This window comes from Burkholderia sp. D-99, from assembly GCF_011605345.1.
GTDB lineage: Bacteria > Pseudomonadota > Gammaproteobacteria > Burkholderiales > Burkholderiaceae > Burkholderia.
Map to the genome: position 1 here is coordinate 131087 of NZ_JAAOXM010000015.1, position 21995 is coordinate 153081.

Genomic DNA, 21995 nt, shown 5'->3' on the forward strand with positions numbered 1-21995 from the left:
CATGAGCTATCGCGAACTCGTCGTCGAACTGGCCCGTGAGCATGCGGAGGCGCTGTCCGACGCGCTGCTCGAACTCGGTGCGCTGTCGGTGTCCGTGGAAGACGCCGACGCCGACACGCCCGACGAACAGCCGCTCTTCGGCGAGCCGGGCCTCGTGCCCGATCGCACTGCGTGGCAGCACTCGCGCGTGGTCGCGCTGCTCGCGGCCGATCACGAGCCGGCCGTGCTGCTCGCGGCGGCCGCGAACGAGATCGGCGTCGCCGAGACGCCGGCCTTCACCGTCCGCGAAGTCGAGGAACAGGACTGGGTGCGGCTCACGCAATCGCAGTTCGAGCCGATCCCGATCGGCGAGCGGATCTGGGTCGTGCCGTCGTGGCACGATGCGCCCGATCCCGATGCGCTCGTCCTCGAACTCGATCCGGGCCTCGCGTTCGGCACCGGCAGCCACCCGACCACGCGCCTGTGCATGGAATGGCTCGAGCAATCGGTGAAGCCCGGCCAATCGGTGCTCGACTACGGCTGCGGCTCGGGCATTCTCGCGATCCTCGCGAAGAAATGCGGGGCGAACCCCGTCATCGGCATCGACATCGATCCGCAGGCAGTTGAATCGGCGCGCCAGAACAGCGAACGCAACCGTGCGGAAGTCACGTACGGGCTGCCCGATGCGTGCCCGGACGGCGAATTCGACATCGTCGTCGCGAACATCCTGTCGAATCCGCTGAAGCTGATGGCGTCGATGCTCGCATCGAAGGTCAAGCCGGGCGGGCGCATCGCGCTGTCGGGCGTGCTCGCGCGCCAGGCGGACGAAGTCGCGGCCGTCTACGCACGCTATGTCGACATCTCGGTCTGGCGCGAACACGAAGGTTGGGTATGCCTCGCCGGAACCCGGCGCGAAAGCCATTAGAATAGCGCTGTCCTTCACTCTGGCCAGCAGGCCGCCCGGCTCGACATGCTTCTTGCGACGCGCTGCCCTCATTGCGAAACCGTCTTCCGGCTGCAGCAGGAACAGCTCTCGCTGCATCAAGGGCTCGTGCGCTGCGGGCACTGCCACGAAGTCTTCAACGCATCCGAGTCGCTCGTCCCCGAGCACGCGCAGCAGCCCGAGCCGGTCCTGACCGAACCGGCTGCCGCGCCGGACGACGGCAACGCGCACCATCAGGCCCCGCTTGCCCGGCTGTTCACTGCCGAAGCGCCGGCCGGGTCACCTTCCGACACCGATTACAAGCCTGAAGGTTGGGACATGTGGGCGCCGTGGCTCGATGCCGGCGTCGACCCGTCGCTGCAACACAGCGTGCAGACCGTGCGCACCGAGCCGCTGATACCGCTCGCACTTCCGTCCACCGAAGCCGGCGTCGTTCACCTGTCGGGTACGCCCGCACCGTTCGCGCCCTCCCCGGCCGAGCTGGACACCTCCGCCGCCGTCGCGCAACCAGCCGAATCGCTGCAGACGCAGACGCCGCAGGATACCGAACCGTCGGCCGCGCCCGTCGAGCACGACCCGCGTGAGCCCCGCTTCGTCGCCCACCTTCCGTCGGACGCAGATACCGCTCGCGATGCCGCCGAACCCATCGGCACCGCGCACTTCGCCGTGCCGGACGATGAACGTGCGCCGCGCGAACCGCGTTTTGCGTTCGCACCGGCGCCGGCCATCGCAGCAGCAACCGCAGCCGGGCACGACACCGACACCGACACGGGCACCACACCGCACGACGAGACGCCAGGCGCGGCCACCAGCACGCCGGCCGCACCGTTCCCCGCTGCGCTGACCGACGACGATCGCCCGCACTTCGCCGTCACGCGCGAGACACGCGCGCCGCAGCGGCGCGGAATGCTTGGCGGTTTTTTCGGCGGCCTCGTCGCTGCCGTGCTGGCCGTGCTCCTCGTCGCGCAACTCGCGTGGTGGCAACGCGAAACGCTGATGATCTACTGGCCCGTCACGCAGGGCTGGTTCCGGCAGGCCTGCGCGCCGCTCGGCTGCAAGGTCGCGCCGCCGCGCGCGATCGACGGCCTGCGGCTCGACGCGACCGACCTGCGCCAGCTCGACGGCCCGCGCGAGCTCGAGTTGAAGGTGCCGCTGACGAACCGCTACCGTGTCGCGCTCGCTTACCCGTCGCTCGAGCTGACGCTGCTCGACGACACCAATCACGTGACCGTGCGCCGCGTGCTCGCGCCGCGTGACTATGTGCGCCCAGGCACGCCGATCGACGCCGGGTTGCCGCCCGGCACGACGCAGACGATGGTCGTCCGCGTCGAAACGAACGGCACGCCTGCCTCGAATTTCCGCGTCCAGATCTTCTATCCGTGACGCGCCGCGGCGCGCGCATGCGCGCCCGTCTCAACCCGCGCGCCCGAGCGGCGCGCTATTTCGGAGCACGAACATGAGCAAAGTTACGCTGGGTGGCAACCCGATCGATCTCGCTGGCACGTTCCCGGCCGTCGGCGCGCAAGGCGCCGATTTCAAGCTGGTCGGCAAGGATCTCGCCGACCTGTCGCTCGCCAGCTTCGCCGGCAAGCGCAAGGTGCTGAACATCGTACCGAGCCTCGACACGCCGACCTGCGCGACGTCGACCCGCAAGTTCAACGAAGCCGCATCGTCGCTCGACAACACGGTGGTCGTTGTCGTGTCCGCCGACCTGCCGTTCGCCGCTACGCGCTTCTGCACGACCGAAGGCCTCGAGAATGTCGTGACGGCTTCGACGTTCCGCACCGGCCGCGCGTTCGCGAACGCGTACGGTGTCGACGTGACGAGCGGCCCGCTGAACGGCCTGACCGCACGTGCGGTTGTCGTGCTCGACGCGCAGGACAAGGTGATCCACGCGGAACTCGTCGGCGAAATCAAGGACGAGCCGAACTACGATGCAGCGCTCGCCTCACTGAAGTAAGCTTTCTTTCGCACTCCCCTGCCGCGCCGCGCCTTTCGCGCGGCGTTGTCGCGCAGGGTCCCTCATTTCTACAGGAACGCACACCTTGGCTACGTTGATTTGCGGCTCGATCGCCTACGACTCCATCATGACTTTCGAAGGGCGGTTCCGCGAGCACATCCTGCCCGACCAGGTGCACCTCATCAACCTGAGCTTCCTCGTGCCGACGATGCGCCGCGAATTCGGCGGCTGCGCGGGCAACATCGCGTACGCGCTGCACCTGCTCGGCGGCGATGCACGCATGATGGGAACGATGGGCGCGCTCGACGCGCAGCCGTATCTCGACCGGCTCGACCAGCTCGGCCTGCGTCGCGACCACGTTCTCGTGCTGCCCGACACGTATACGGCGCAGGCGATGATCACGACCGATCTCGACAACAACCAGATCGCGGCGTTCCACCCGGGCGCGATGATGCAATCGCACCTGAACCATGCGGGCGACGCGCCGGACATCAAGCTCGCGATCGTCGGCCCTGACGGCTTCGACGGGATGGTGCAGCACGTGGAAGAGCTCGCCAGGGCCGGTGTGCCGTTCGTGTTCGATCCGGGCCAGGGCCTGCCGCTGTTCGACGGTGCGACGCTGCGCCGCAGCATTGAACTTGCGACCTATGTGGCGGTCAACGACTACGAGGCCAAGCTGGTGAGCGACAAGACGGGATGGTCCGAAGATGAAATCGCCAGCCGGGTCGACGCCCTCGTCATTACACGTGGCGAGCACGGCGCGACCATCCGCCACAAGCAGGGCACGGAGCAGATTCCTGTCGTACCGGCCGAGCGCATCGCCGATCCGACCGGCTGCGGCGACGCCTTCCGGGGCGGCCTGCTGTATGGCATCGAGCATGGCCTCGACTGGGCAACCACGGGCCGCCTCGCGAGCCTGATGGGCTCGCTCAAGATCGCCCATCAGGGGCCCCAGACTTACGTACTGACGCGCGCCGAGATCGACGCGCGCTTCGAGACTGCATTCGGTTACAGTCTCAAATGAATATTGTGGGAGAGCAAAGATGTTGACGAAAAAGACCCTCACGCTAGCAGCCATGCTGACGGCCTCGCTGACGCTCACCGGTTGCTTCACCGCACCTGGCTCGGCGGATGTCTATAGTGTCGGCCAGGCGCAGCGCGAACAGACGGTCCGCATGGGCACGGTCGAAAGCGTCCGTGCAGTGCGCATCCAGTCCGACGGTGCCGGCAGTGCGATCGGCACGCTCGGCGGCGGCGCACTCGGTGCGGTGGCAGGCAGCGCGATCGGCGGCGGCAAGGGGTCGATCCTGACCGCGATCGCCGGCGGTCTCGTCGGCGCGGTCGCGGGCAATGCGGTCGGCGAAAACCTCAGCACGGCGAACGGTGTCGAAATCACCGTGCGCCTCGACAACGGCGATCTGCGCTCGATCACGCAGGCAGCAAGCGGCGAAGCGTTCCGCGCCGGCGAGCGCGTGCGACTGCTGTCGAGCGGCGGCGTCACGCGCGTCACGCACTAACAGGTACCTCAGCTCGCGGCGCAAGCCGCGGTCGAACGCATGTGCGAAGCTGCACATGCGTTTTTTTTCGTCCGTACTCGCCGCATCCGGGCATCCGGGCATCCGGGCATCCGGCACACCGACAACGACGGACGAAAAAAATCCCGCCACCTGAGCCAGATGGCGGGACTGATTGAGTAGCGCTACTCAACCCACGGACACCACGTGAGTGTCCGGGTGGTGCAGGTCAGCCTCGATTACGGACGGCTGCCGGTCGGGAACGGCCATGCCGCTGCCGGGTTGAGCGCGGTCTTCACGCCCGATGCCGGCGCAACCGATGCGGTCGACGCGGTCGTTGCCGGTGCAGCCTTCTTCACGACGGCCTTCTTCGGAGCAGCAGCCTTCTTCGGAGCCGCAGCCTTCTTGGCCGGAGCGGCAGCCTTCGTCGCAGCAGGCGCGGCGGCCTTCTTCGCAGGGGCAGCCTTCTTCGCAGCAGGCGCAGCCTTCTTCGCGGCAGCCTTCTTGGCAGGCGCAGCCTTCTTAGCAGCAGCCTTCTTCGCCGGCGCAGCCTTCTTGGCAGCAGCCTTCTTCGCCGGTGCGGCCTTCTTGGCAGCAGCCTTCTTCGCCGGTGCGGCCTTCTTCGCAGCAACCTTCTTCACTGCGACTTTCTTGACTGCAACCTTCTTCGCTGCGGCCTTCTTCGCCGGTGCTGCCTTCTTCGCAGCAACCTTCTTCACTGCGACCTTCTTGGCTGCAACCTTCTTCGCTGCGGCCTTCTTCGCCGGCGCTGCCTTCTTCGCGGCAACCTTCTTCACCGCGACCTTCTTGGCAGCAACCTTCTTCACTGCAGCGGCCTTCTTCGCCGGAGCAGCAGCCTTCTTCGCAACGGTCTTCTTGGCAGCAACCTTCTTAGCAGCCGGTTTCTTCTTGGCGGTAGCCATGTTGTTCTCCTTCAGGTTCAGATGAGAGTCAGTTCAAACTACACCCTTCGTCAAAACCCGCTTCCCGCGGACGCTGTTCAGGACGTGCGCTTCGAAGCGGGCTATTCATCGGCGTACGCGGATACCACGCGCTTACGCTAATGAATACGGTATGGCGCGCGTGACCACCCGGCCTCGCGCGCCAAATCAAGTCGGTAGCCGGCGCACCTCGCGCCGCTACCCCTAATCGCTTGATCAAGCGGACCGCCACACGGCCGTCCGCTTTATCCGGAGGGAAGTTTGCCCATCCCACTGAAGGGTTCGCAAAGTGCCTGTCGTATCGTTGGGCCGTTAAGGCACCGGGCATGCTTTGCATCAGGCGTTCTTGCTCCTAAACCTTGGACCGGGGCCGAGAGGCCGCCGGCTGCTCACATCATGTGACGGGTTCGCTGCTGCGGGTTATTCCCAGGACAGCGCGCCCCCCGTCTGATACTCGATCACACGCGTCTCGAAGAAGTTGCGTTCCTTCTTCAGGTCGATCATCTCGCTCATCCACGGGAACGGGTTTTCCTCGTTCGGGTACAGCGGATCGAGGCCGATCTGCTGGCAACGGCGGTTGCTGATGAAGCGCAGATAGCTCTTGAACATCGACGCGTTCAAACCCAGCACGCCGCGCGGCATCGTGTCTTCGGCGTAGCGGTATTCGAGTTCGACAGCCTGCTTGAACAGCTCACGGATCTCGGCACGGAATTCCGCGGTCCAGAGATGCGGATTCTCGAGCTTGATCTGGTTGATCAGGTCGATGCCGAAGTTGCAGTGCATCGACTCGTCGCGCAGGATGTACTGATATTGCTCTGCAGCACCCGTCATCTTGTTCTGGCGGCCGAGCGCGAGGATCTGCGTGAACCCGACATAGAAGAACAGGCCTTCCATGATGCAGGCGAACACGATCAGCGACTTCAGCAGCTTCTGATCCGCTTCGAGCGTGCCGGTCTTGAAGGCCGGATCCGTCAGCGTATGGATGAACGGGATCAGGAATTCGTCCTTCGCGCGGATCGACGAGACCTCGTGGTACGCGTTGAAGATCTCGCCTTCGTCGAGACCGAGCGATTCGACAATGTATTGGTACGCGTGCGTGTGGATCGCTTCCTCGAACGCCTGGCGCAGCAGGAACTGCCGGCACTCGGGCGCCGTGATGTGGCGGTACGTGCCGAGCACGATGTTGTTCGCCGCGAGCGAATCGGCCGTCACGAAGAAGCCGAGGTTGCGCTTCACGATGCGGCGCTCGTCCTCGGTCAGACCGTTCGGGTCCTTCCACAGTGCGATGTCGCGGGACATGTTGATTTCCTGCGGCATCCAGTGGTTCGCGCAACCGGCCAGATACTTTTCCCACGCCCACTTGTACTTGAACGGCACCAGCTGATTCACGTCAGTCTGGCCGTTGATGATGCGCTTGTCGGCGACATTGACCCGCGCTTCCGAACCGCCGGCGGGAACAGCCGATGCTTGCGGCGGCACCGCAAGATCGCCTTCGAAAATGTCACGGACCTGATGGGCGGCAGGCGTTGCAGCCTGCATTCCGACAGCCATCCCGGCGGAGGTGCGCATCGCGTTTTGCTGCGCTCCGCTCGCGGGGGTTACGGCAGTCTTCTCGTCATCCCAGTTGAGCATAAATTCTCACCATCAATTTAGAACGGTTTGTACCATCTTTTCCTGAGCGATAAAAGGGTTCGCTCACGAAAAATCCTTTTTTCGATTCGCGTTGCGACCTCGATACAACACTTTGAGCAACGCATCGTCGTTCATGCAGCGCGCGATGCGAGTCGCGCGTGTATCGCGAGGTGCGCTCGACGCATCGAACGCTGATCGAAACACGACGTCGTCGGGGATGTTTCGATCGCTTGTCACTGCCTGCAACGCAGGTGCTGCGTTACAGATTCCTTATCATTTTTTTTAGTTGAGAGCGGCCCACACTTCAACCTCGATCGGTCGTCGTGTGCGCCGCCCTTGCCTGCTTCTCAGGTCAGGCGCACTGCGTTACTGGCACGCTTCGCACTCGTCGAAGCCAGGATCGCCCGGACGCATCGTGCACACCGGACCATCTGCCTCGACCGGCGCGAGTGCCGGCGCTGCGTCGACTGCGCCCGACGACGATGCTGCGCCGCCTGCCGCACCGAAGCCGCCTGCTGCGCCTTGCGCGCCGCCGCTGCTCGAACCGCCGCCCGTCGGCACTGCGTTCAGTGCACCGTGTGCGACCGTCGATTTCTCGACGTGCGTCGCCGCCATCGTGCGGAGGTAGTAGGTCGTCTTCAGGCCGCGCAGCCATGCGAGCTTGTAGACCTCGTCGAGCTTCTTGCCCGACGCGCCGCCCATGTAGATGTTCAGCGACTGCGCCTGGTCGATCCACTTCTGGCGACGCGATGCCGCTTCGACCAGCCACGTCGGGTCCACTTCGAACGCGGTCGCGTAGATCGCGCGCAGGTCGGCCGGGATGCGGTCGATGCGCGACAGCATGCCGTCGAAGTACTTCAGGTCGGCGACCATCACTTCGTCCCACAGGCCGCGTTCCTTCAGATCGCGCACCAGGTACTCGTTCACCACCGTGAATTCGCCCGACAGGTTCGACTTCACGTACAGGTTCTGGAACGTCGGCTCGATACAGGCCGACACGCCGATGATGTTCGAGATCGTCGCCGTCGGTGCGATCGCGACGCAGTTCGAGTTGCGCATGCCGTGCGTGGCGATCCGCGAACGCAGCGTCGTCCAGTCGAGCGACTCCGACGTGTCGACCTCGACGTAGCCGCCGCGCGCTTCGGCCAGCAGCTTCAGCGTGTCCTGCGGGAGGATGCCGCGATCCCACAGCGAGCCGCGGTAGCTCGAGTAGCGGCCGCGCTCCTCGGCCAGCTCGGTCGACGCGTGGTACGCGTAGTAGCAGACCGCTTCCATCGAACGATCGGCGAACTCGACCGCTTCGGTCGACGCGTACGGCGTGCGCAGCAGGTGCAGGCAGTCCTGGAAGCCCATGATGCCCATGCCGACCGGGCGGTGCTTCAGGTTCGAGTTACGCGCCTTCGGCACCGCGTAGTAGTTGATGTCGATCACGTTGTCGAGCATGCGCATCGCGACGCTGATCGTGCGCTTCAGCTTGTCGTGATCGAGCGCGTAGCTGCCGTCGGCCTGCTTCACCAGGTGGGCGACGAGGTTTACCGAGCCGAGGTTGCACACCGCGATTTCGGTGTCGCTCGTGTTCAGCGTGATTTCCGTGCACAGGTTCGACGAGTGGACGACGCCGACGTGCTGCTGCGGCGAACGCACGTTGCACGGATCCTTGAACGTGATCCACGGGTGGCCCGTCTCGAACAGCATGCCGAGCATCTTGCGCCAGAGCTGCGCCGCCGGGATCTTCTTGAACAGCTTGATCTCGCCGCGCGCGACCTTCTCTTCGTAAGCCGTGTAAGCCTTCTCGAAATCGGCGCCGAACTTGTCGTGCAGGTCCGGGCAGGTCGACGGCGAGAACAGCGTCCAGTCGGCGCCTTCCATCACGCGCTTCATGAACAGGTCGGGAATCCAGTTCGCCGTGTTCATGTCGTGCGTGCGGCGGCGGTCGTCGCCGGTGTTCTTGCGCAGCTCCAGGAACTCCTCGATGTCGAGGTGCCACGATTCGAGGTACGCGCAGACCGCGCCCTTGCGCTTGCCGCCCTGGTTCACCGCGACGGCCGTGTCGTTCACGACCTTCAGGAACGGGACCACGCCTTGCGACTTGCCGTTCGTGCCCTTGATATGCGAGCCGAGTGCGCGCACACGCGTCCAGTCGTTGCCGAGACCGCCGGCGAACTTCGACAGCAGCGCGTTTTCCTTCAGCGCTTCATAGATGCCGTCGAGATCGTCCGCGACCGTCGTCAGGTAGCACGACGACAGCTGCGAGCGGTGCGTGCCCGAGTTGAACAGCGTCGGCGTCGAGCTCATGAAGTCGAAGCTGGACAGCACGTTGTAGAACTCGATCGCGCGCGTTTCGCGATCGATCTCGTTCAGCGACAGGCCCATCGCGACGCGCATGAAGAATGCCTGCGGCATTTCGATGCGGCTGCCTTCGACGTGCAGGAAGTAGCGGTCGTACAGCGTCTGCAGGCCGAGGTAGCCGAACTGCAGGTCGCGGTTCGCGTCGAGCGCTTCGCCGAGACGCTTCAGGTCGAACTGCAGCAGCTTGTCGTCGAGCAGGCCGGCGTCGACGCCACGCTTCAGGAACTGCGGGAAGTATTCCGCGTAGCGGGCCGACATCTCGGACTGCACCACTTCCTCGCCGAGGATCTCGCGACGGATCGTGTGCAGCAGGATGCGGGCCGTGACCTGGCTGTATGCCGGATCCTTCTCGATCATCGTGCGCGCTGCGAGGATCGCCGAGTCGTAGACCTGGCTCATCGGCACGCCGTCGTACAGGTTCTTCACCGTTTCGGCGACGATCGGGTCAGGGTTAACCGCAGCGCCGAGGCCGTCGCACGACGACACGATCAGCGCGCGCAGTGCGTTCAGGTCGAGCGGGCGCGTGACGCCGTTGTCGACGACGTTGATGCCGGTGCTCGACTCGCCGCCCGCTGCCGCTGCTTCCTCGCCCGCATGCTGGCGCTCGAGGTGACGCTTCTCGCGATACAGCACGTACGCACGCGCGACGTTGTGCTCGCCGCCGCGCATCAGCGCAAGTTCGACCTGGTCCTGGATGTCTTCGATATGGAACGTACCGCCGTTCGGGCGGCTGCGCACGAGCGCGCGCACGACGTTGTGCGTCAGTTGCTCGACCTGCTCGCGCACGCGCGCCGATGCCGCGCCCTGCCCGCCGTTGACGGCCAGGAAAGCCTTGGTCACCGCGATCGCGATCTTCGAAGGTTCGAACGACACTACGCTGCCGTTGCGGCGGATCACCTTGTAGTCGGCGAACGTGGCCTGCGGCGCGAGCGCCTTCGCGCCCTGTTCGGTCCCGCCGAGCGGACGGCTCGAGGCGCTCTCGTACTGGGACGTCGCGTTGTCGGTGGTTTGCATGTGCAAAGCTCCTGGTGTTGGATGGTGCGGAGAGAACCGCGGATTAAAACGAACGCTGCGCAACGCGGTGCGCGAGCGGTAAGAGGCGAGCGATGCGCCGGGGAGGCCGGTTCGGTCGATGCGCGACAACCGATCCGGTCGTGTGCTTCGTCATGTGTACCCTGCCCCGCCGAAGTTCGCTGCGCTGATCGCGCCGTCCGGACCGCCCGGCCTGACGCGCCGCCCTGAGAACCCTGTCCGCCGGCGTTGCCCGCCGGCCGGTGCCGCTCGGGTTTCCCCTGCGACACACACTATATCTAGTGCAGAACTACTCAACTGGCACCAAGTATAGTGGACATTCGGACGAGGTCAAAACGGATAATTTGCGCTGAAGGTATTGACATCACCCCCGCCTCCCGGAGGGGCAGACGTGACAAGGCATTGGTCGGAAAAAAAAATTTCGCCGGTTCAAAAACCCTGCGCTCAGTGCTGACGGAAAGGAAAGTATTCGGCGGAAAAGCCGGCATCGCCTGCGAAGCGTTGCCAATCGAAGTGCGGCCCCGGGTCCGTCTTGCGGCCCGGCGCGACGTCCGAGTGCCCCGCGAATGCGTCGACCGGATAGTGCTCGGCGAGCACGCGGGAGAGCGCGGCCAGGACCGCGTATTGCGCATCGTCGAACGGCACGTCGTCCGCGCCTTCGAGCTCGATGCCAATCGAGAAGTCGTTGCAGCGCACCCGGCCGAAGAACTCGGACGAGCCCGCGTGCCACGCGCGCTCGTCGCACGACACGAACTGCACCAGTTCGCCGCCGCGGCGGATCAGGAAGTGCGCGGACACGCGCACGCCGCGCAGGTGGCTCTGGTAATAGGGGTGCGCATCGCAGTCGAGGCGATTCAGGAACAGCGACTCGATCGCATCGCCGCCGAACTCGCCAGGCGGCAGGCTGATGTTGTGGACGATCACGAGCGTCGGCACCGCGCCCGCGGGCCGCGCCTCGAAGTTCGGCGACGGCGCATGGCGCGCTTCGCGCACCCAGCCGTTCGCGTCGACCGACAACAACAGTGCGTCGCTCATCGCGCGTCGTGACCGCTTGCACGCGCGGCGTGGCGCTGCGCGTGCTCGGCACTGCAGAAGTAGTCGCCACCCGCGGCGACCGCGTCGCCCTTCGGCGCATGCACGCCGCATTCGGCGCAGCGCACCATCGGCTCGGGCAGCGACCGCGCGTCGCCGTTCGGGCGCGCAGCGCCGGCACCGGACGCGCCGTCGTAACCCGCGCCGCGGCCGGTGCGGGCCTGCGCTTGCTCCTGGGCCTGGCGCAGCTTGCGCGCAAGCCACGAACCCGCGAAGAAGAGAAGAATCAGGAGAAGAATCTGTCGCATCGGAAACCTGCGGTCAAACCACGGAACGGTGCAGCAGCACCTCGAAAACGAACCGGCTGCCGACATACGCGAGCAGCAGCGCGGCGAACGACACGAGCACCCAGCGCGCAGCACCACGGCCACGCCAGCCCGACGTCTTGCGGGCGACCAGCAGGCCGCCGAACATCAGCCACGACAGGATCGCGAATACGGTCTTGTGGTCGAGCCGCAGCGCGCGCGCGTCGACCTGCTCGCTGAACAGGATGCCCGACGCGAGCGTCAGCGTGAGCAGCACGAAGCCGGCGCCGATCAGGCGGAACAGCAGCTTCTCGAGCGTGAGCAGCGGCGGCAGCGTTTCGAGCCAGCTCGCGATCCAGCCCGTCGAGCCGTCGCGCCCGCCGCTTCTCAGCGACTGCAGTCGCCGCTCGACCATCAGCATCAGGATCGCGTGCAGCGCGGCGATCGCGAACAGCCCGTACGCGATGTTCGCGATCAGGAAATGCAGCTTGAACAGCGGCGCTGCGGCATAAGGAAGCACCCGCACGCCGCCGAACACGAGCGGCAGCAGCGATGCGCCGCACGCGAGCGGGAGCACGAGCAGCCGCAGGCTGTCGAGCGGGAAGAAGAAGCTCTCGATCCAGTAGATGCCGGCGCCGAGCCAGAACATCGCGGACAGCGCGAACGCGAAGCCGAACACCATCGCGTCGTTCGGGAAGATGGTCGTATGGAGCAGCACGCCGTGCGCGACGAGCGCGGCAAACAGCAGCGCGCGGCCGGCCCCGCTCATCCCGGACGCGGCAGACGCGGGAACCGGCACGGCCGGCACGCTCGCGACGAGCGGCGTCGCGCCCTGCCGGTGCGTGCGCCAGCCTGCGACGGCGAGGCCGCCGTACAGGAATGCGGTGAGGGCATACAGTACAATATCCATGTTCGAAGTTTACACTAGGCCCCCTTCCCGCGACGGCTCCCTTTGTTCGGTTCCGCCGCGCCTTCGGGCCCCACTGTCCATCGCTCCCCATGCTCGACAATCTCACTCAACGGATGGCGCGCGTCGTCAAGACGCTGCGCGGCGAGGCCCGGCTTACCGAGGCGAACACCCAGGAGATGCTCCGCGAGGTGCGTCTCGCGCTGCTGGAGGCCGACGTCTCGCTGCCCGTCGTCCGCGAATTCATCGCCAAGGTCAAGGAAAAGGCGCTCGGCGAAGAAGTGATCAGCAGCCTGTCGCCGGGCCAGGCGCTCGTCGGCGTGGTCCAGAAGGAACTGACCGCCGTGATCGGCGGCGACTACGAAGGCAAGGCCGCCGAGCTGAACCTCGCGGTCACGCCGCCCGCGGTGATCCTGATGGCCGGCCTGCAGGGCGCGGGCAAGACCACGACCGTCGGCAAGCTCGCTAAGCTGCTGCGCGAGAAGTACAAGAAGAAAGTGCTGACCGTGTCGTGCGACGTCTATCGCCCGGCCGCAATCATGCAGCTGAAAACGGTGAGCGAACAGGTCGGCGCCGACTTCTTCCCGTCCACGCCGGACCAGAAGCCCGTCGACATCGCGATCGCGGCCGTCGACTGGGCGAAGCGCCACTATCATGACGTGCTGATCGTCGATACGGCCGGCCGCCTCGGCATCGACGAGGCGATGATGCAGGAAATCGCCGCGCTGCACGATACGCTGAAACCGGCCGAAACGCTGTTCGTTGTCGACGCGATGCTCGGTCAGGACGCGGTCAACACCGCGAAGGCGTTCAACGACACGCTGCCGCTCACCGGCGTCGTGCTGACCAAGCTCGACGGCGATTCGCGCGGCGGCGCCGCGCTGTCGGTGCGTCACGTCACGGGCAAGCCCATCAAGTTTGTCGGCGTGGCCGAGAAACTCGACGGTCTCGAGGTGTTCCACCCCGACCGGATGGCGAACCGGATCCTCGGCATGGGCGACATCCTCGCGCTCGTCGAGGAGGCGCAGCGCGGCGTCGACGTGCAGGCCGCGCAGAAGCTCGCCGACAAGGTCAAGAAAGGCGGCGACTTCGACCTGAACGATTTCCGCGCGCAGATCTCGCAGATGAAGAACATGGGCGGCCTGTCGTCGCTGATGGATAAACTCCCCGCGCAGTTCCAGCAGGCGGCCGCAGGCGCCGACATGGGCCAGGCCGAGAAGTCGATCCGCCGGATGGAAGGCATCATCAGCTCGATGACGCCCGCGGAGCGCGCGAAACCCGAGATCATCAAGGCGACGCGCAAGCGCCGCATTGCAGCCGGCGCGGGCGTGCCGGTGCAGGAAGTCAACCGGATGCTGAACCAGTACGACCAGATGCGTACGATGATGAAGAAGCTGAAGGGCGGCAACATGCAGAAGATGATGCGCGGCCTGAAGGGCATGATGCCCGGCATGCGCTGATTCCGCCCGTCGGCCGGCGCGCGGGTTTTTGCTGTAGCGCGCGCCCGCCGTTCTGCTTCATTCTTATTTGTATACCGACTGCCCGCCAGAACACATGAACCGCGAAGAAGCCCTCCACATTTTCAACCACTCCGAAGAGATCGTCTCGGCCGATGCCGTCAATGCGTCGATCTCCAAGATGGCCGACGCGATCCGCGCCGAGATCGGCGACGCGTTCCCGCTCGTTCTCTCGGTGATGGGCGGCGCCGCGGTGTTTACCGGGATGCTGCTGCCGCATCTCGATTTCCCGCTCGAATTCGACTACATCCACCTGACTCGCTACCGCAACACGACGCAGGGCAGCCCGGAAATGCACTGGCGCGTCGCGCCGCGCGAATCGGTGAAGGACCGGATCGTTCTCGTGCTCGACGACATCCTCGACGAAGGCGAGACGATGGCCGCGATCCGCGACCGCATCCTCGACATGGGCGCGCAACGTTTCATGTCAGCCGTGCTGTGCGAGAAGACGCTCGCGAAGGCGAAGCCGCTGCACCCCGACTTCTGCGGCTTTGCGGTGCCGGATCGCTACGTGTTCGGCTGCGGGATGGACGCCAAGGGCTACTGGCGCAACCTGCCGACGATCCGCGCACTGACCACGAACGTCTGAACGCCCCGCTGCGCACTATATAAATGGAAAGCGGCGCTCCGGTCTCCCGGAGCGCCGCTTTTTTGTGGGCGCGCGCCGCTCCGCCCTACAGCTGGTGCACGAACGCGCGGATGCCGCCCAGCATCATCTCGACCGAAATCGCGACGAGCACGAGGCCCATCAGCCGCTCGAACGCCGCGACGGTCCGTTCGCCGATCCATTGCTGGATCCGCTCGGCCAGCACCAGCGTCACCGCGCAGACGATCATCGTGACCGTCAGCGCGCCGACCCACTCGAGCATCTTGCCGGGCCCCTGCGACGTCAGCAGCATCACCGTCGCAAGCGCGGACGGCCCGGCGAGCGCCGGAATTGCGAGCGGCACGATGAACGGCTCGCCGCCCGCGCGCGGATCGCTGCCGAGTGCGCCGTCCGGATGCGGGAAGATCATCCGCAGCGCGATCAGGAACAGCACGATCCCGCCGCCGAGCCGCAGCGACAGGTCGGTGAGGCTCATCATCCGCAGGAAGCGGTCGCCGACCAGCATGAAGAACAGCAGGATCACGAACGCAATCCCTACTTCACGCAGGATCAGCTTCACGCGCCGCTCACGCGGCACATCCCGCATGGCCGAAATGAACAGCGGGATGTTGCCGAGCGGATCGGTGATCAGCACCAGGAGCACGGTGGCCGACAGGAAGGTGTATTCCACCGCGTTCCCCGGTCGGTGCGCTTAGCGCGCGAGCGCGGCGCGGATCTTCTCCGCGACCGTCGCCGCAGCCGCGTCGGCCGGCAGCAGCGTCGCCTCGGCGTCGCGGCGGCCCTGATACTCGATCTTGCCTTCCTTCAGGCCGCGCTCGCCGATCACGAGACGATGCGGCACGCCGATCAGCTCCCAGTCGGCGAACATCACGCCCGGGCGCTCGCCACGGTCGTCGAGGATCACGTCGATGCCGGCCGCGGCGAGTTCCGCGTACAGCTTGTCGGCGGTCTCGCGCACCATGTCGCTGCGGTCATAGCCCATCGGGCACAGCACGACTTCGAACGGCGCGATCGACTCGGGCCAGATGATGCCGCGCTCGTCGAAGTTCTGTTCGATCGCCGCGCCGAGAATGCGCGTGACGCCGACGCCGTAACAGCCCATCAGCATCGGCTGCGGCTTGCCCGACTCGTCGAGGAACGTCGCGCCCATCGCTTCCGAGTACTTGGTGCCGAGCTGGAACACGTGGCCGACTTCGATGCCGCGGCAGATGTCGATCACACCCTTGCCGTCCGGCGACGCGTCGCCCTTCTTCACGTTGCGCACGTCGGCGACGTCCGGTTCCGGCAGGTCGCGGCCCCAGTTCACGCCAGCGATGTGATAGTCGACCTCGTTCGCGCCGACGACGAAATCGCTCATGTTCGCGACCGTGCGGTCCGCGATGACCTTCACCGGCTTCTTCGTGCCGACCGGGCCGAGGTAGCCCGGCGGCGTGCCGAACCACTCGACGATTTCCTGCTCGGTCGCAAAGCGGTGGTTCTTCAGGCCCGGCAGCTTCGACACCTTGATCTCGTTCAGGTCGTGGTCGCCGCGCAGCATCACCAGCCAGATGGTCGGCTCGGCGCCTTCGTTGTCGGTCGCGAGCACGATCGACTTGATCGTGCGCTCGAGCGGGATCGCCAGCAATTCGGCGACCGCTTCGCACTTCGCCTTGCCCGGCGTCGCGACCTTCGCCATCGCCTCGGCCGGCGCCGCGCGTTCGGCGATCAGCGGCAGCGCTTCGGCCGCCTCGATGTTCGCCGCGAACTCGGACGTCGGGCAGTACGCGATCGCGTCCTCACCGGTGTCGGCAATCACGTGGAATTCGTGCGAGAAGTTGCCGCCGATCGAGCCGCTGTCGGCCGCGACCGCCCGGAACTCGAGGCCGAGGCGCGTGAAAATGCGCACGTACGCGTCGTACATCTTGCGATACGACTCGTTCAGGCCGGCCGCATCCTTGTCGAACGAGTACGCGTCCTTCATGATGAATTCGCGGCCGCGCATCACGCCGAAGCGCGGACGGATCTCGTCGCGGAACTTCGTCTGGATCTGGTAGAAGTTCACCGGCATCTGCCGGTAGCTCTTGATCTGGTTGCGCGCGATGTCGGTGATGACTTCCTCGTGCGTCGGCCCGATCACGAAGTCGTTGTCCTTGCGATCCTTGAAGCGCAGCAGCTCGGGGCCGTACTGTTCCCAGCGGCCCGATTCCTGCCACAGTTCGGCTGGTTGCACGGCCGGCATCAGCAGCTCGATGGCGCCCGCCCGGTTCATTTCCTCGCGCACGATCGCCTCGACCTTGCGAATCGAACGCAGGCCGACCGGCAGGTAGTTATAGATGCCGCCGGCGACGCGACGGATCATGCCGGCGCGCACCATCAGCTTGTGGCTGACGATCTCTGCGTCGGCGGGTGCTTCTTTCAGGGTGCCGATAAAGAAACGGGAAGCTTTCATGCGGACGGTTCCAAAAACGGCGCCCCCAGGCGAGGCGCCCGAAAAAGTTTCAAGGTGAAAAAGCTGCGCGCGGCGAACAACAATGGACGACGATGGCGCAGACGACGTAGCAGACTAATCAGGGACAATTCAGCCGGTATACCCCGCGCGGATTCGCTCCGTCACGGTGCGCAGCGCCCGTTATCTGTTTATAATCAAAGCAATTTTAAAGGATTCGAAGGTGGTTGTATGCTGGATCGTGAAGGCTTTCGCCCGAACGTCGGCATCATCCTCTTGAACGCGCGCAACGAGGTGTTTTGGGGCAAGCGGCTCCGCGAGCATTCCTGGCAGTTTCCTCAAGGTGGGATCAAGTACGGCGAGACCCCCATGCAGGCAATGTACCGGGAGCTGCACGAGGAAACGGGCCTGCATCCGGAACACGTCAAGATAATCGGCCGCACTCGCGACTGGTTGCGTTACGAGGTGCCTGACAAGTTCATCAAACGCGAAGTACGCGGTCATTACCGCGGCCAGAAGCAGATCTGGTTCCTGCTGCGGATGGTTGGACGCGATTGCGACATTTGCTTGCGCGCGACCGACCACCCGGAGTTCGATGCGTGGCGCTGGAACGAGTACTGGGTGCCGCTCGATGCGGTGATCGAGTTCAAGCGGGATGTCTATCAGTTGGCGCTGACGGAACTGTCGCGCTTCCTGCGCCGCCCGGCGCAGCGAGCCGAGAAGCCGCGTGAGCCGCGTCTGTCGCGCTATCCGCGCGTCATTGGCGTACAGGCCCAGCAGACGCTGACGATTGTCGACACATCGGTAGTCTGTTCGGAGATCGAAGTGGAAGCGAGCATGCTCGACGAAATGCCGCCCCACGTGATCGTCGGCAAATGACGAATCGAACTGCATGACCGGGCGCGACCTAGGTGTCGCGCCCTTTTTTTACGAGGAATGCATATTGAAAGCGATTGCTCTCGCGCTCGCATCGATTGCCGCGGCGGCCACGCTGGCAGGTTGCGCGAATTCGAAGACGCCGACCAACAAGGATGACAGCGAGTTCGTGTATCTGCTGGACCGCCAGGGCACCTGGAAGGAAAATGCGGTCGACTCGTTGCCGCCGCTGCCGCAGACGGGCGACCTGCTACCGTTCAACGTATCGCAGAACACGCCGCTCAAGTTCTTCGTCGATGCGAAGTCGCTCGCGGTCGGCACCGACGGCGTCGTGCGCTACGCAGTCGTCGTCACGAGCCCGGCCGGCGCGCGCAACGTGAACTATGAAGGCATCCGCTGCGACACCTACGAATGGCGCCAGTATGCCGGCCTGAATTCGGATCACGACGGCTGGGATCGCACGGTCGAGAACGATTGGCAGCGCATCGAGAATGGCGAGCTGAATGCCTACCACTCGGCGCTCTATCAGGACTACTTCTGCGCGAACAAGATGCCGCAGGGCTCGACCAAGCAGATCCTGGAGAACATCCGGTTTCACCGCACCGCGATGAGCCAGTTGCGCTGACGGCGCGCGGCACTTGCCGCCGCCCCGGTCCGCCGCATAAAAAAGCCCGCATCACGCGGGCTTTTTCATTTGATGGCCGGGCCGGCAACGCGAATGGTCACACCAGCACCAGGTTGTCGCGATGGATCAGCTCGGGCTCCAGCATATAGCCGAGCACCGATTCGATCTCGCCGCTCGGCTTGCGGTGAATCAGTTTCGTCTCCGCACTGCTGTAGTTCGTGAGCCCACGCGCTATTTCGCGCCCGTCGGGGCCAACACACGCGATGACTTCGCCACGCGCGAACGCGCCCTGCACGTCGATCACGCCGATCGGCAGCAGGCTCTTGCCGCCGGCCGTCAGTTTCTCGACCGCGCCCGCATCGATCACGACATGGCCGCGCACCTGCAGATGGTCGGCCATCCACTGCTTGCGCGCCGCCATCCGCGCGGTACGGGCGATCAGTTGCGTGCCGATCGCCTCGCCGGCCGCCAGACGCACGAGCACGTCGGACTCCCGGCCGCTCGCGATCACCGTATTCGCGCCGCTGTGCGCCGCGCGCTTCGCCGCGAGGATCTTCGTCAGCATCCCGCCGCGGCCGAGGCTCGAGCCCGCACCGCCCGCCATCGCCTCGAGTTCCGGCGCGCCCGCATTGGCTTCCGCAACGAGCGTCGCGTTCGGGTCCTTGCGCGGATCGGCCGTGAACAGGCCCGACTGGTCGGTCAGGATGATCAGCGCATCGCCTTCGATCAGGTTTGCAACGAGCGCGCCGAGCGTGTCGTTGTCGCCGAACTTGATTTCGTCGGTAACGACCGTGTCGTTCTCGTTGATGATCGGCACGACGCCAAGCCGCAACAGCGTCAGAAGCGTCGATCGCGCATTCAGGTAGCGCTCACGGTCCGCCAGGTCGGCATGCGTCAGCAGGATCTGCGCAGTGCGGATATCGTGCTCGGTGAAGCGGCTCTCGTAGACCTGCGCGAGCCCCATCTGGCCGACAGCGGCAGCGGCCTGCAGCTCGTCGATTTCGCGCGGCCGCTTGCTCCAGCCGAGCCGCTGCATCCCTTCGGCAATCGCGCCCGAGCTGACGAGCACGACTTCCTTGCCCTGGGCGCGCAGCGCGGCGATCTGGGCCGCCCAGCGGCCGATTGCAGCATGATCGAGCCCCTTGCCGTCGTTGGTCACGAGGCTGGAGCCCACCTTCACCACCAATCGCTTCGAATCCGCGATGATCGAACGCATCCTGCCTTGTCTCCTGTATCTGATACGCGATTGAACGCCGACGCCGGGCGGCACGCCCGGCGCGTTCAGGAACCGCTCAGGCGTCGTCGCCCGGCGCCGCCCCGCCGTTCGCAGGCGGCGCGTCGCGGAATCGCACGTCCGCCGCGAGATCTTCCGCCTCCGCCGCACGATGCGCATCCGAATGTTCGGAGAGGTAGTCGTAGATCGCGTAGCACAGCGCTTCACAGCCCTGGCCCGTCAGTGCCGAAATCTCGAACACCGGGCCGTCCCACTCGAAGCGCTCGATGAAATCCGCGACGCGCGCCTTGCGCTCGTCCTCCGGCACCATGTCGAGTTTGTTGAGCACGAGCCAGCGCGGCTTCTCGTAGAGTGCCTCGTCGTACTTGCGCAGCTCGCCGACGATCGCCGTCGCTTCCGCAACCGGATCGACGCTTTCGTCGAACGGCGCGAGATCGACGAGATGCAGCAGCACACCGGTGCGCTGCAGGTGGCGCAGGAACTGATGGCCGAGGCCCGCGCCTTCGGCGGCGCCCTCGATCAGCCCGGGGATGTCGGCGATCACGAAGCTCTTGCTCGGGCCGACGCGCACCACGCCGAGATTCGGCGCAAGCGTCGTGAACGGGTAGTCGGCGATCTTCGGCCTCGCATTCGACACCGACGAAATGAACGTCGACTTGCCCGCGTTCGGCATGCCGAGCAGGCCGACATCCGCAAGCACCTTCAACTCGAGCCTCAGCATGCGACGCTCACCGGGCTTGCCGTCCGTCTTCTGGCGCGGCGCACGGTTCGTGCTCGACTTGAAATGCAGGTTGCCGAGCCCGCCGGAGCCGCCCTGCGCAAGCATCACCTGCTGGTCGTGCTCGGTCAGGTCGGCGATCAACTCGCCGGTATCCATGTCGCTGATGATCGTACCGACCGGCATGCGCAGCGTGACGTCGTCGCCGCCCTTGCCGTAGCAATCCGAGCCGCGCCCGTTTTCGCCGTTGCGCGCCAGATGCTTTTTCGCGTAACGGTAGTCGATCAGCGTGTTGATGTTGCGGTCGGCGATCGCGTACACGCTACCGCCCCGGCCGCCATCGCCGCCGTCCGGCCCGCCGAACGGGACGAATTTCTCGCGGCGCATCGACGCACTGCCATCGCCTCCGTCACCGGCGATAACTTCGATTCGTGCTTCGTCAATGAACTTCATTCGTCACTCCGCCCAGTATTTCCGCTATTGTGCCGCGCGCCGGCGCGCTTGAACAATCTGCCGTTCGGCCGATCGTACGCCGGTCGCGCAACGGTCGCCGGGGCGCACATGCGCCCGGCGACCAAATAAAAAAGGCCCCGCGTAGACTGCGGGGCCTTTCGGCTACGAAGCCCTTGGGTGCCTGAACTTAGGCAGCCGCCGGGACAACGATGACCAGATGCTTCTTGTCCGCGCCCTTCGTCGCGAACTTGACGTGACCGTCGACCAGCGCGAACAGGGTGTGATCCTTGCCCATGCCGACGTTCTCGCCTGCGTGCATGCGCGTACCGCGCTGCCGCACGATGATGCCGCCGGCATTGATTGCCTGACCGCCGTACACTTTCACGCCGAGACGTTTCGACTCGGAGTCGCGGCCGTTCCGGGAAGAGCCGCCTGCCTTTTTGTGTGCCATCTGATTGCTCCTTTACCGAGGCGCTTACGCGTTGATCGCGTCGATGCGCAGCTCAGTGTAGTTCTGGCGGTGGCCGCCGTGCTTTTGGTAGTGCTTCCGGCGACGCATCTTGAAGATGGTGACCTTGGCATGACGACCGTGCGACACAACGGTGGCCTTGACGGAAGCCCCACTGACCAGCGGCGTACCGAACTTAATCGATTCGCCTTCGCCCACTGCGAGAACCTGGTCGAGCGTGATTTCAGCGTCAATGTCAGCCGGTATCTGTTCTACTTTGAGTTTTTCGCCAACGGCAACCTTGTACTGCTTGCCGCCGGTTTTTATGACCGCGTACATTGAGAACCTCACTCTGGATCCAAATTTTCCGCACACCACGCGCGGAAAACACGTGATTATACATGGGGTTAGCACCGAAGTCAAAACCGATCGACGATTGCCGCGCGCGGGCCTCTGCCGAACGGCCAAATTCGCGGCCGCGGCACGTGTGACAGACCG

Annotated in this window: 22 protein-coding genes; 9 read left to right on the plus strand and 13 right to left on the minus strand. The window is 65.1% G+C overall.

The window, feature by feature from the left end:
- Position 1: 1 nt before the first annotated feature.
- From prmA to HAV18_RS34720, 5 genes are all read left to right on the plus strand, one after another.
- On the plus strand, positions 2 to 904 hold the full coding sequence (gene prmA / locus HAV18_RS34700) for a 50S ribosomal protein L11 methyltransferase (RefSeq protein WP_166964907.1): 903 nt from the start codon (positions 2 to 4) through the stop codon (positions 902 to 904).
- Positions 905 to 949: 45 nt separating this feature from the next.
- A complete protein-coding gene (locus HAV18_RS34705; protein ID WP_166964909.1) occupies positions 950 to 2305 on the plus strand; it encodes a zinc-ribbon and DUF3426 domain-containing protein in 1356 nt (451 codons plus the stop codon).
- Positions 2306 to 2378: 73 nt separating this feature from the next.
- The gene (gene tpx / locus HAV18_RS34710) at positions 2379 to 2882 is read left to right on the plus strand and encodes a thiol peroxidase (RefSeq protein WP_166964911.1); all 504 of its coding nucleotides are present in this window, start codon (positions 2379 to 2381) and stop codon (positions 2880 to 2882) included.
- 85 nt (positions 2883 to 2967) lie between these two features.
- Positions 2968 to 3906, plus strand: a complete 939-nt coding sequence (locus tag HAV18_RS34715; RefSeq protein ID WP_166964914.1) for a carbohydrate kinase family protein — start codon at positions 2968 to 2970, stop codon at positions 3904 to 3906.
- Positions 3907 to 3925: 19 nt separating this feature from the next.
- Positions 3926 to 4399, plus strand: coding sequence for a glycine zipper 2TM domain-containing protein (locus HAV18_RS34720; protein ID WP_166964917.1), 474 nt, complete (start codon positions 3926 to 3928; stop codon positions 4397 to 4399).
- 236 nt (positions 4400 to 4635) lie between these two features.
- On the opposite strand, the gene HAV18_RS34725 is transcribed toward HAV18_RS34720, so the two are convergent.
- The 7 genes from HAV18_RS34725 to HAV18_RS34765 form a co-directional block, all read right to left on the minus strand.
- Entirely contained in the window at positions 4636 to 5319 is a 684-nt protein-coding gene (locus HAV18_RS34725) for a histone H1-like DNA-binding protein (protein ID WP_166964919.1), read from the minus strand.
- Positions 5320 to 5347: 28 nt separating this feature from the next.
- Positions 5348 to 5674 (minus strand): hypothetical protein, encoded by a 327-nt coding sequence (locus tag HAV18_RS34730; protein ID WP_080971037.1) that lies wholly within the window; start codon positions 5672 to 5674, stop codon positions 5348 to 5350.
- Positions 5675 to 5757: 83 nt separating this feature from the next.
- Positions 5758 to 6969, minus strand: a complete 1212-nt coding sequence (locus HAV18_RS34735; RefSeq protein WP_166964921.1) for a ribonucleotide-diphosphate reductase subunit beta — start codon at positions 6967 to 6969, stop codon at positions 5758 to 5760.
- Between the two features lie 366 nt (positions 6970 to 7335).
- On the minus strand, positions 7336 to 10332 hold the full coding sequence (locus tag HAV18_RS34745) for a ribonucleoside-diphosphate reductase subunit alpha (RefSeq protein ID WP_166964925.1): 2997 nt from the start codon (positions 10330 to 10332) through the stop codon (positions 7336 to 7338).
- A gap of 462 nt (positions 10333 to 10794) precedes the next feature.
- Positions 10795 to 11385 (minus strand): 1,6-anhydro-N-acetylmuramyl-L-alanine amidase AmpD, encoded by a 591-nt coding sequence (gene ampD, locus HAV18_RS34755; RefSeq protein ID WP_166964929.1) that lies wholly within the window; start codon positions 11383 to 11385, stop codon positions 10795 to 10797.
- Positions 11382 to 11690: a PP0621 family protein gene (locus HAV18_RS34760; protein ID WP_166964931.1), complete on the minus strand. Its 309-nt coding sequence runs from the start codon at positions 11688 to 11690 to the stop codon at positions 11382 to 11384. Before HAV18_RS34760 ends, ampD begins: the two co-directional genes overlap by 4 nt.
- A 13-nt stretch (positions 11691 to 11703) precedes the next feature.
- Positions 11704 to 12597, minus strand: a complete 894-nt coding sequence (locus HAV18_RS34765) for an inner membrane protein YpjD (RefSeq protein WP_011350867.1) — start codon at positions 12595 to 12597, stop codon at positions 11704 to 11706.
- Positions 12598 to 12686: 89 nt separating this feature from the next.
- On the opposite strand from HAV18_RS34765, the gene ffh reads away from it, so the two are divergent.
- Both ffh and HAV18_RS34775 read left to right on the plus strand, forming a co-directional pair.
- On the plus strand, positions 12687 to 14054 hold the full coding sequence (ffh, locus tag HAV18_RS34770; protein WP_166964933.1) for a signal recognition particle protein: 1368 nt from the start codon (positions 12687 to 12689) through the stop codon (positions 14052 to 14054).
- A gap of 94 nt (positions 14055 to 14148) precedes the next feature.
- Positions 14149 to 14700, plus strand: coding sequence for a hypoxanthine-guanine phosphoribosyltransferase (locus HAV18_RS34775; RefSeq protein WP_069247073.1), 552 nt, complete (start codon positions 14149 to 14151; stop codon positions 14698 to 14700).
- A gap of 85 nt (positions 14701 to 14785) precedes the next feature.
- On the opposite strand, the gene HAV18_RS34780 is transcribed toward HAV18_RS34775, so the two are convergent.
- Positions 14786 to 15388 (minus strand): MarC family protein, encoded by a 603-nt coding sequence (locus HAV18_RS34780; RefSeq protein ID WP_059697879.1) that lies wholly within the window; start codon positions 15386 to 15388, stop codon positions 14786 to 14788.
- A 21-nt stretch (positions 15389 to 15409) separates the two neighbouring features.
- Positions 15410 to 17146, minus strand: coding sequence for a proline--tRNA ligase (locus tag HAV18_RS34785; protein WP_166964934.1), 1737 nt, complete (start codon positions 17144 to 17146; stop codon positions 15410 to 15412).
- 228 nt (positions 17147 to 17374) lie between these two features.
- Here HAV18_RS34785 and HAV18_RS34795 point away from each other — a divergent pair, with 228 nt between their 5' ends.
- Together HAV18_RS34795 and HAV18_RS34800 are read left to right on the plus strand one after the other, a co-directional pair.
- On the plus strand, positions 17375 to 18022 hold the full coding sequence (locus tag HAV18_RS34795) for an RNA pyrophosphohydrolase (RefSeq protein ID WP_166964936.1): 648 nt from the start codon (positions 17375 to 17377) through the stop codon (positions 18020 to 18022).
- A 13-nt stretch (positions 18023 to 18035) separates the two neighbouring features.
- Entirely contained in the window at positions 18036 to 18644 is a 609-nt protein-coding gene (locus HAV18_RS34800; RefSeq protein ID WP_166964938.1) for a CNP1-like family protein, read from the plus strand.
- Positions 18645 to 18741: 97 nt separating this feature from the next.
- On the opposite strand, the gene proB is transcribed toward HAV18_RS34800, so the two are convergent.
- From proB to rplU, 4 genes are all read right to left on the minus strand, one after another.
- Positions 18742 to 19860, minus strand: a complete 1119-nt coding sequence (gene proB, locus HAV18_RS34805) for a glutamate 5-kinase (protein ID WP_166964940.1) — start codon at positions 19858 to 19860, stop codon at positions 18742 to 18744.
- A gap of 76 nt (positions 19861 to 19936) precedes the next feature.
- Positions 19937 to 21049 carry a GTPase ObgE gene (obgE, locus tag HAV18_RS34810; protein WP_166964942.1) on the minus strand — a complete coding sequence of 371 codons (1113 nt, stop codon included), beginning with the start codon at positions 21047 to 21049 and terminating at the stop codon, positions 19937 to 19939.
- Positions 21050 to 21236: 187 nt separating this feature from the next.
- Positions 21237 to 21500, minus strand: a complete 264-nt coding sequence (gene rpmA, locus HAV18_RS34815) for a 50S ribosomal protein L27 (RefSeq protein WP_006476999.1) — start codon at positions 21498 to 21500, stop codon at positions 21237 to 21239.
- A gap of 24 nt (positions 21501 to 21524) precedes the next feature.
- Positions 21525 to 21836: a 50S ribosomal protein L21 gene (rplU, locus tag HAV18_RS34820; RefSeq protein ID WP_006025184.1), complete on the minus strand. Its 312-nt coding sequence runs from the start codon at positions 21834 to 21836 to the stop codon at positions 21525 to 21527.
- Between the last annotated feature and the right edge of the window lie 159 nt (positions 21837 to 21995).

Bases quoted from the DNA above. Each gene is read 5' to 3' on its own strand.
- prmA (WP_166964907.1), top strand. From the start codon at position 2: ATGAGCTATCGCGAACTCGTCGTCGAACTGGCCCGTGAGCATGCGGAG.
- HAV18_RS34705 (WP_166964909.1), top strand. From the start codon at position 950: ATGCTTCTTGCGACGCGCTGCCCTCATTGCGAAACCGTCTTCCGGCTG.
- tpx (WP_166964911.1), top strand. From the start codon at position 2,379: ATGAGCAAAGTTACGCTGGGTGGCAACCCGATCGATCTCGCTGGCACG.
- HAV18_RS34720 (WP_166964917.1), top strand. From the start codon at position 3,926: ATGTTGACGAAAAAGACCCTCACGCTAGCAGCCATGCTGACGGCCTCG.
- HAV18_RS34725 (WP_166964919.1), bottom strand. From the start codon at position 5,319: ATGGCTACCGCCAAGAAGAAACCGGCTGCTAAGAAGGTTGCTGCCAAG.
- HAV18_RS34730 (WP_080971037.1), bottom strand. From the start codon at position 5,674: ATGCAAAGCATGCCCGGTGCCTTAACGGCCCAACGATACGACAGGCAC.
- HAV18_RS34735 (WP_166964921.1), bottom strand. From the start codon at position 6,969: ATGCTCAACTGGGATGACGAGAAGACTGCCGTAACCCCCGCGAGCGGA.
- HAV18_RS34745 (WP_166964925.1), bottom strand. From the start codon at position 10,332: ATGCAAACCACCGACAACGCGACGTCCCAGTACGAGAGCGCCTCGAGC.
- ampD (WP_166964929.1), bottom strand. From the start codon at position 11,385: ATGAGCGACGCACTGTTGTTGTCGGTCGACGCGAACGGCTGGGTGCGC.
- HAV18_RS34760 (WP_166964931.1), bottom strand. From the start codon at position 11,690: ATGCGACAGATTCTTCTCCTGATTCTTCTCTTCTTCGCGGGTTCGTGG.
- HAV18_RS34765 (WP_011350867.1), bottom strand. From the start codon at position 12,597: ATGGATATTGTACTGTATGCCCTCACCGCATTCCTGTACGGCGGCCTC.
- ffh (WP_166964933.1), top strand. From the start codon at position 12,687: ATGCTCGACAATCTCACTCAACGGATGGCGCGCGTCGTCAAGACGCTG.
- HAV18_RS34775 (WP_069247073.1), top strand. From the start codon at position 14,149: ATGAACCGCGAAGAAGCCCTCCACATTTTCAACCACTCCGAAGAGATC.
- HAV18_RS34785 (WP_166964934.1), bottom strand. From the start codon at position 17,146: ATGAAAGCTTCCCGTTTCTTTATCGGCACCCTGAAAGAAGCACCCGCC.
- HAV18_RS34795 (WP_166964936.1), top strand. From the start codon at position 17,375: ATGCTGGATCGTGAAGGCTTTCGCCCGAACGTCGGCATCATCCTCTTG.
- HAV18_RS34800 (WP_166964938.1), top strand. From the start codon at position 18,036: ATGACCGGGCGCGACCTAGGTGTCGCGCCCTTTTTTTACGAGGAATGC.
- proB (WP_166964940.1), bottom strand. From the start codon at position 19,860: ATGCGTTCGATCATCGCGGATTCGAAGCGATTGGTGGTGAAGGTGGGC.
- obgE (WP_166964942.1), bottom strand. From the start codon at position 21,049: ATGAAGTTCATTGACGAAGCACGAATCGAAGTTATCGCCGGTGACGGA.
- rpmA (WP_006476999.1), bottom strand. From the start codon at position 21,500: ATGGCACACAAAAAGGCAGGCGGCTCTTCCCGGAACGGCCGCGACTCC.
- rplU (WP_006025184.1), bottom strand. From the start codon at position 21,836: ATGTACGCGGTCATAAAAACCGGCGGCAAGCAGTACAAGGTTGCCGTT.